We start from the raw sequence: 8,529 nt of genomic DNA, 5'->3' as shown, positions 1-8,529 counted from the left end.
AAGAGTTATCCCAAACCTTGAATCAAGCTCTCACTTATGTGCCTGCTCAAACTAGCGTTTAGGGATGCGAGCCACGGTAGCTAGAAAACTGACAGCATTGGGATACTCAACTGGGAAGAGGCTAAAGCTTCCAGGCGTTGAAGCTATATGTGTCCAAGACCCACTTGGTCAGTCAATGCTGCTTGTTTCAAATGTTTTCTATGGACCAAGTTGGGCCCAGATCTATAAATCACTTGAGCATCTCATTCCAACTCCAAGTCTCATAACGACTGGGAACACTCCTGCCGCACTGATTGCAGACTCAGCAAGTAACAGAGAGCTGATCGCAAGCATTTTTGAACGAGCCAACGCGTCACGCAGTAAGCAAGTCCACCTAGAGGGGATTGGGTTTGTTGAGCTTGAGAACAAAGCAAAACCTGAATTGAAATTTCTGGCTTTGCCCTTGATTTCTATCATTTTCGTGGTTGGTATCGGGATCTTCTGGAGCAACAACCAGCAACAAAAAGTGGGCGTAGAAGCAATCACGGCTGCGGAATCTTGCATCGTTGATTTGAATACAGCTGAGTTCGAGAGTTGGCTTATCGATTCCTTGAGTACTCAGACAGAACTTGGCTTAGGAAAAGTTATCCAAACAATCACACCTAAAGGTGAATTGAACATTGTTGTTGAGAGCAACATTGGTTCAGCTGCGAAGGTCTCGGGAGTGGCTGTGTGCACCGATGGCAGAGAGCGCGTCGTAAATCATCGCATTGACATTTCTGGTTTTGGATCAGTTTTGGAGCTAGGGCAGTAGTTAGATGCCTAGGTTTGGTTGGAAGTTAGCAGATTCAAGTCGAGCCTTTACATCCACCAAGAACCTGGAAGCATCCGCACCATCAATTAGACGGTGATCGTAGCTAAGGGCTAGATACACCATCGAACGAATAGCGATGGATTCTTGACTATCGGCAGTTGTGATTGCAACGGGCCTTCTCTGAACAATTCCGGTTCCCAAAATTGCAACCTGTGGCAAGAAAACTACAGGGGTGTCAAACAAAGCTCCACGCGAACCAGTGTTGGTCAAAGTGAAAGTGCCACCCATCATTTCATCCGGCTTTAGCTTGTTCTCGCGAGTGCGAGAGGCAAGGTCTGCGATTTGAGTAGCGATCTGTGCAAGATTCAAGGTCGCTGCGTCTCTAATTACTGGAGTAAGAAGTCCACGCTCAGTGTCAACCGCGAAGCTAATGTTCTCGGTTGGATGGTAGTTGATCATTTCGCCCTCAATAGAAGCGTTTAGCTTCGGGTGAGATCTAAGCGCTTCTGCGGCCGCCAGGAAGAAAAACGGCATGAAGTTTAGCTTGGTTCCAGTTGCTGCCTGGAACGCAGGCTGGATTGACTTGCGCATTTCGGCAATCCTTGAAACATCAACCTCAACAACGGTTGTGAGTTGTGCCGAGGAAACCATGGAGGCAACTGCGCGTTCCGCAAGCACTTTTCTCAGTCTTGACATTGGCTCGGAAGTTCCACGCTGGGCACTAATTGGAGCTGGTACGTGAGCGGCTGCTGGCGAAGACATCGCGTGCGTTGTTCCGGCTGTTGCCGACAAAACATCTTCCTTGCGGATTCTTCCGCCAACACCGCTGCCAACTACTCGAGTTAGGTCCACTCCAGAATCTTGGGCGAGCTTTCGAACAAGAGGAGTTACATAACCTGCGTCCATGGATGCAGTAGCTGCGGGTATCGCAACCGGTGCAACAGGCGCTACTGGTGCAACAGGAACAACCGGAGTAACTGGAGCCGCTGGTGTGTAGATCATTGGGGTGGCAACTGGAGCTGCAACCGGGGGAGCAACTGGCGCTGCCACAGGTGCTGCAACTGGTGGAGCAACGGGTGCAGGCGGCGCAACCGGAGGTGCTACCGGTGCTTGCGCTACTGGCTCTGCGGCAACTGGTGCAGCTGCTGGGGCACCAGATCCGCTGGAAATGATTACTAGCACTGCGCCCACTTGGACTGTTTCGTCTTCCTGAACCAAGATCTGCTCGATGACTCCGGCAACTGGTGAAGGAATCTCAGTGTCTACCTTGTCGGTCGATACCTCTACAAGTGGTTCGTCAACAGCTACGCTGTCTCCTACTTTTTTAAGCCATCTAGTTACCGTGCCTTCGGTCACTGATTCACCGAGGGCTGGTAGAACTACGGATTCGCTCATTTTCTAAACTCCTTGTGGGTATTTTCTAATTCTAAGCGTGGGCGTGCAGAGGCTTACCGGCAAGGGCTAGGTGAGCCTCTCCGATGGCCTCGTTCATGGTTGGGTGAGCGTGGACCAGGCTGGCAACATCTTCAGGATATGCTTCCCAGTTGACAATCAGCTGCGCTTCACCAATTTGCTCTCCAACTCGAGAACCGATCATGTGCACACCAACAACGGGTCCGTTGTTTTGGCGTACCAATTTAATGAAGCCTGCTGTTCCTAGAATGTTTGACTTTCCGTTTCCGGCGAGGTTGTACTCGTAAGTCGAAACGTTCTCGGCACCAAACTTCTCTTTAGCCTTGGCTTCAGATAATCCGACCGAGGCAATCTCAGGCTCACAGTATGTGACCTTAGGGATTCCGTCTTCATCGATAACAGCTGGCGCTAACCCTGCGATGTCTTCAGCGATGAAGATTCCCTGCTGGAATCCGCGGTGGGCTAGCTGAACGCCTGGAACAATGTCTCCCGCTGCGTATACGCCTGGCAAGTTTGTTTGTAGGCGCTCGTTAGTGATGACCCAACCGCGATCCAGCTTCAGACCCTGCTCTTCATATCCCAACCCTGCAGTGTTTGGTCCACGACCAACAGCAACGAGCATTAGTTCTGCTTCGACGCGAGTTCCATCTTCCAGAACTGCGGTGACGGAAGAGTCGGTTTGCTCAACACCCGAGAAGCGAACGCCAAGTTTGTAGTCAATGCCACGCTTGCGATAAGCGCGCTCAAGCGCCTTGGAAATTGATTCCTCTTCGTTTGGAACCAGGTGAGGCAGTCCTTCAATAATTGTTACCTCGGCACCAAATGAGCGCCAGATGGATGCGAATTCAACACCAATAACGCCACCGCCAAGAACGATGACGCTTTTGGGGACGAAGTTGAGCTTTAGAGCGTGGTCTGAGGTTATTACTCGGCCGCCAATGTCTAGGCCCGGCAGGGTTTTGGAGTATGAACCGGTTGCTAGTACAAGATTTGCGCCAGTGTAGGTATCACCATTCACGGTCACAGTTTTTGGACCGGTTAGTCGACCCTCGCCAGCAACCATAGTTATGTTCTTACCTGCACCAACCAACCCGGTAAGCCCCTTGAAAAGTTTGTCGACAATTGAATCGCGGTAGGCATTTACTTTTGGCATGTCAATTGAGCCGAAGGTGGCGTTTATCCCGTAGGAGGCAGCCTCACGGGTGTTATCTGCGATTTCTGCCGAGTGAAGCAGGGCCTTGGTTGGAATACATCCGCGGTGTAGGCAGGTTCCGCCAAGTTTGTCTTTTTCGATTAGAGCTACGGTTTTGCCCAGCTGTGCTGAACGAAGAGCGGCTGCGTAACCGCCACTTCCACCGCCAAGGATTACAACATCGAATGAGTTATCAGACAAGGCAAATTCTCCTAGTTGTTGGATTCTTATGGGAACTAGAAGAGTTTACTACTGTTGCCTAGTTGGCCAGGTCACGCGCCAGCTGAATAAGAGTCCTTACGGTTACCCCGGTCGCACCTTTAGGTGTGTGGCCGTAGGCAGCAGAGTCGTTGTTGGCAGGTCCCGCTATATCAATGTGAGCCCAGGCTGGCTTTTTAGCCTGATCGGCGCCAACAAACTCCCTTAGAAACAGACCTCCGATAAGCATTCCACCGGCCCTATTTCCGATTTTTACGTTTGCGATGTCGGCAATGTCAGAATCAAGAAGCGGTCTTAGCTCTTCGGGAAGTGGCATATGCCAAACCAGCTCACCAACAGAATCGGAGGCTTTTTCTACCTTCTTTACTGCCGCTTCGTCTCCCATCAAACCGGCATACCTATTACCAAGTGCGATGGTGGCAGCGCCGGTTAGGGTCGCCACGTCAATCAAATAATCAGGGGACTCCTCAACAGCCATCGACAAACCATCGGCGAGAACCAAGCGGCCTTCGGCATCAGTGTTTAGAACCTCAACGGTTTTGCCGTTTCGGATCTTGATGATGTCGTTTGGCCTGGTTGCGGAGCCAGAAGGCATGTTCTCTGCAAGGCAAAGCCAAGCAGTGGCTTTTACCTTTATACCTAGAGTTGCAATAGCAACCAGCGCTTGCATTACCGCTGCCGCTCCAGTCATGTCGTATTTCATACCAACCATAGACTCGGCAGGTTTTAGTGAAAGCCCTCCAGTGTCGAAGGTGATTCCTTTTCCTACTAGAGCAAGAGAAACTTTGGCACCAGCGGGCTTGTATTCCAGCTTCACTAGTCGCGGGGGCCTAGAAGATCCCTTGCCAACTGCGTGGATTCCTCCAAGACCTGCGGCGACGAGGTCCTTTTCTTCCCAGACCTTTATTTTTATCGGAAGATTCTTGGATGCCTTTTTAGCTTGCTGGGTCATGACCTCCGGGTATAGATCATTGGCTGGCTGATTAACCAGGTCGCGACATGCATGCACTGCTGCAACAACAGTTTCCATTTCGGAGAGCTCCGCAGGCTTCGGCTTTGATTTGGAGACGATGGTTAACTTGGCAAGGCTGCGCTTGACCGGCTTTGACTTATAGTTCTGAAAATCGTAGTTACCAAGCAAGAAGCCTTCAAAAAGTGCCAATGTTTCGGTAGCTGATTTCAAAGGAATATCGATCACCACGTTCTCGGCTCCGCCAAGCTCACGTGCTGCGACTCCACCGATAAACCTGAAAGAGTCAAGGTCTTTAGAAGGGCCTAACCCAATCAAAAGCACGACGCTGGAACTTGGCCCAGAAACCTTTGTGGTTTTGCCTAGCGCCGAACTTACTCCCAAGGATTCCAAGTTGATTGATGCCAATAATTTGGCATCAAGGCCGGAGTGGGCAAGTGCTGACTTTGACCCATCTGCTTTTACACCTATTACATAGGCGGTTGCTTTAGTGGCGGCTGGAAAAGTTTCGCTAATGGCGTGCTTAAGTTTTGTCATGTTGACCATGATAATCCAGTCAATGCTTAGGATTGATTTATGTCATCCGAGCCCATCTATCACTTCGAGCCTGATCACCAAGAGATTCCTGCTGGCCTGCACTTGATTGCCGGATTGACTGGCTTTACTGATGCAGGCGGGGTTCTAAATCAATTTTCAGAGCACATCTTCGCAAATCTTGATTCATCGCAGGTTCTGCACTTTGATAACGATGAGTTGCTTGATTACAGATCCAGGCGACCTGTGATGTTTTTTGAAAAGGACCATATCGAAGATTACGAACCGGCAAGTTTGGCGCTATATCTAGTCCATGACGAAGTAAACCAGCCTTTTTTGTTTCTGCATGGATACGAACCAGATTTTCGCTGGGACGCGTTCACCGATGCAGTTCTAAGGCTCATCAAACGCTTGCAGGTAAAAGACGTTACTTGGCTTCACTCAATTCCATTCCCAATCCCTCACACCAGAGAGACCGGTGTTACGGTTTCTGGAAACCGGATGGACATTGTGAACCAACTTTCCGAGTGGAAGCCACAAACTCAGGTTCCAGGCAACGTCTTACATCTTCTGGAGTTCAAAGTTGCCAAAACTGGCCTACCGATTGTTGGCTATGTTTTGCTGTGCCCGCACTACTTGGCCGATAACGACTTCCCGCAAGCTGCCGTTTCTGCCTTTGAGCTGGTTGCCTCCTCAACCGGGCTGGTCTTTCCAACCGATGACCTTCGAGACGACGGAACAGAGTTTCTTGCCAAACTGAAGGAACAGATTTCAGAAAACGCAGAATTGCAGAAAATGATTGCAACTTTGGAACAGGGTTATCAAAACGAAGTGACTGGACCCTCAAGAGCTCCCATTAGAAAACCTGCAGTTAAGTTGCCAAACGCGGAAGAAATCGCAGCAGAGCTTGAGGGCTACCTTGCCTCGAGACAAAGAAACAAACCGGACGAATCAAACGACTAGTTTTTTACCGGAGAGATTCTCTAGAATTTTCCAATTCTGACTGAGCTCGTCAGGCGTTAGCCTCGCTGGAATTTTTGCGGAGGCAGAATCTCCCCACAGCTCCAGATATTTTGGACCGAGGTATGACCCACCCGGGATCTTACGGTTAGTAGCAGCTTCAACAATCGGTCTCGCACCAGCTCTTGCTGACTGGGCAAGAAATGACTCAAAGAATCTTGTTGTCTTTGGTCCATAAGGTTCTGCTCTTGCAAATCCTGGGTGAGCAGCTAATGACGAAAAACTCTCTGAGCCAAGAAGGTTCTCGAGCTCTAGTGCAAAAGCAAGGTTTGCAAGCTTGCTTGCGCTATAGCTCATCCCTGCTTGGTAGCTATGTTTTGAACCTGCGGGCCCAAGTTTGCTAGGTGCAAATCGAGCAATGATCGAAGCCACGGACACGACTCGAGAATTAGCTGCGCGATGTTTTAGTAGATCCATCGTGAGAGCAAAATGACCTACCGCGTTAACGCCGTAATGGTACTCGACTCCAAAATCTGTTTCGGCGTAGTTAGAAAGTATCTTGGCGCCGGCATTGTTCACCAGCACATCCCACGCTCTATAGTTCGCGCTGTAGGCAGAAACAAACTTGTTGATTGATTCCATCGATGCCAGATCAAGCTCCATCATTGAAACCTTGGCCATTGGGTTGGCACTAGTGATTCTTGAAACCGCCGCATTACCTTTGAGAGTGCTTCGACTCGTGATTAGAACCTCGAAACCCTTGGAGGCCAGGGCAACCGCGGTTTCGAATCCAAGCCCGGTATTGGCCCCTGTGACTATCGCTAATGGCATGTATCCAAGGCTAGATCAGGAATACTTGCAGCCAAACCAGGGTTCTAGATACTCCAAGGTGCCGTGTACAGGAACTGCTGTAAATAGGTGCCATAATTGGATTAGACCCAGTCGTCGAAGCAACTTTTCGACTTGACATGGGTCTTAGTAATTCCCGAAATCAAGGCATCAGACAGAGGTTAGATTGGCAAAGGCAACATTAGCTACAAAGAAGGCTTCCCCCAAAGCCTCCTTGAAGGCCGACCAGAAGACCAAGAAGGCTTCCGGTAAAACCAAGGCAGCCCCCAAGAGCTCGAAGCCAAAGGCTTCTTTGAAGGCCGCATCGGCAAAGAACGCAAAGCCTGCCAAGTCTGCCTCAAAGAAAGTTGCTAAGCCTGTTGCTTTGAAGCCAGCGGCAAAGTCTAAAAAGGGGTCTAACGGACCGGCAACTAAGGCTAAGAAATCTGATTTAAAAACCAAGACAGCAAAGTCCAAAATATCCGACCTTCCCGAAGATGAGTTAGACGATGTCGATGTCGACGCCCTGGAGTCTGTAGAGGACATAGTTGCCGACGTCGCAGAAGCGGTTGACATTACTGCGGTCGAAATTGACTCAGCAGTTGAAGAAGTCGAAGAAGTAGTTGTTCCAGGCGGTGGATTTGTTCTAAAAAACAATGAAGACGATGACATTCCGGCTCAAACAAACACCATTACAGGTGCTACAGCCGACCCGGTTAAGGACTACCTAAAGCAAATCGGTAAAGTTGCGCTTCTAAATGCTGAACTTGAGGTCGAGTTGGCCAAGAGAATCGAAGCAGGATTGTTTGCTGAAGAGAAGCTAGCAGGGAAACGTCAACTCTCTAAAGACCTAGAGCGCGATCTGCGTTGGGTAGTAAAAGATGGACAGAAAGCTAAGAGCCATCTTTTGGAAGCAAACCTAAGGCTCGTGGTTTCGCTTGCGAAGCGTTACACCGGTCGCGGTATGCAATTTTTGGATTTGATTCAAGAAGGGAACCTCGGACTTATCCGTGCGGTTGAGAAGTTTGACTACACCAAGGGTTACAAATTCTCTACTTATGCAACTTGGTGGATTCGCCAGGCAATTACAAGGGCCATGGCGGACCAGGCAAGAACGATTCGTATCCCTGTTCACATGGTTGAAGTTATTAACAAATTAGCTAGGGTGCAAAGACAGCTGCTTCAAGATCTTGGGCGCGAACCGACCCCAGAAGAGCTAGCCAGAGAGCTAGACATGACACCTGAAAAAGTCGTCGAGGTTCAAAAGTATGGGCGCGAACCTATATCCCTATCCACACCACTGGGTGAAGATGGCGACAGCGAGTTTGGCGACCTGATTGAAGACACCGAAGCCGTTGTTCCAGCCGATGCGGTTGGCTTCACAATGTTGCAGCGCGAGCTGGAGCGGATTCTTGGGTCGTTGCACCCGCGCGAGGCTGGGGTAATTAAGAGCAGGTTTGGTTTGGGCGACGGTGTTCAAAAGACCCTAGATCAGATTGGCGAAGAGTTTGGTGTCACCCGTGAGCGCATCAGGCAGATTGAGTCAAAGACGATGTCTAAACTTAGGCACCCGTCTAGGTCGCAGATGCTTCGAGACTATTTAGAGCAGTAGCTCGAGTC

At 49.9% G+C, this 8,529-nt stretch carries 7 protein-coding genes; 3 read left to right on the top strand and 4 right to left on the bottom strand.

The genetic code is table 11. The features are described 5' to 3' along the window. The first annotated feature begins 64 nt into the window (after positions 1 to 64). On the top strand, positions 65 to 793 hold the full coding sequence (locus AC9UES_RS03275) for a hypothetical protein (RefSeq protein WP_509526809.1): 729 nt from the start codon (positions 65 to 67) through the stop codon (positions 791 to 793). Here AC9UES_RS03275 and AC9UES_RS03270 read toward each other — a convergent pair whose 3' ends face one another. Genes AC9UES_RS03270 through AC9UES_RS03260 form a run of 3 tightly spaced genes read right to left on the bottom strand, consistent with a single transcriptional unit; the run spans position 794 to position 5,124 of the window. Continuing rightward, positions 794 to 2,188 carry a 2-oxo acid dehydrogenase subunit E2 gene (locus tag AC9UES_RS03270; protein WP_509526807.1) on the bottom strand — a complete coding sequence of 465 codons (1,395 nt, stop codon included), beginning with the start codon at positions 2,186 to 2,188 and terminating at the stop codon, positions 794 to 796. Between the two features lie 31 nt (positions 2,189 to 2,219). Next, a complete protein-coding gene (lpdA, locus tag AC9UES_RS03265; protein WP_509526805.1) occupies positions 2,220 to 3,599 on the bottom strand; it encodes a dihydrolipoyl dehydrogenase in 1,380 nt (459 codons plus the stop codon). 58 nt (positions 3,600 to 3,657) lie between these two features. Further along, the gene (locus AC9UES_RS03260; RefSeq protein ID WP_509526803.1) at positions 3,658 to 5,124 is read right to left on the bottom strand and encodes a leucyl aminopeptidase; all 1,467 of its coding nucleotides are present in this window, start codon (positions 5,122 to 5,124) and stop codon (positions 3,658 to 3,660) included. Positions 5,125 to 5,163: 39 nt separating this feature from the next. Here AC9UES_RS03260 and AC9UES_RS03255 point away from each other — a divergent pair, with 39 nt between their 5' ends. Continuing rightward, positions 5,164 to 6,084, top strand: coding sequence for a proteasome assembly chaperone family protein (locus AC9UES_RS03255; RefSeq protein WP_509526801.1), 921 nt, complete (start codon positions 5,164 to 5,166; stop codon positions 6,082 to 6,084). Here the strand turns inward: AC9UES_RS03255 and AC9UES_RS03250 are convergent. Beyond that, positions 6,073 to 6,912: an SDR family NAD(P)-dependent oxidoreductase gene (locus AC9UES_RS03250; protein WP_509526799.1), complete on the bottom strand. Its 840-nt coding sequence runs from the start codon at positions 6,910 to 6,912 to the stop codon at positions 6,073 to 6,075. The genes AC9UES_RS03255 and AC9UES_RS03250 overlap by 12 nt on opposite strands. A 184-nt stretch (positions 6,913 to 7,096) precedes the next feature. Between AC9UES_RS03250 and AC9UES_RS03245 the strand changes: the two genes are divergently transcribed. Beyond that, the gene (locus AC9UES_RS03245) at positions 7,097 to 8,521 is read left to right on the top strand and encodes an RNA polymerase sigma factor (RefSeq protein WP_509526797.1); all 1,425 of its coding nucleotides are present in this window, start codon (positions 7,097 to 7,099) and stop codon (positions 8,519 to 8,521) included. Positions 8,522 to 8,529: the final 8 nt, after the last annotated feature.

The organism is Rhodoluna sp., assembly GCF_044232805.1.
Taxonomy (GTDB): domain Bacteria; phylum Actinomycetota; class Actinomycetes; order Actinomycetales; family Microbacteriaceae; genus Rhodoluna.
Note: the sequence above shows the minus strand (reverse complement) of the source record. Positions and strands in the feature narration are given on the sequence as shown.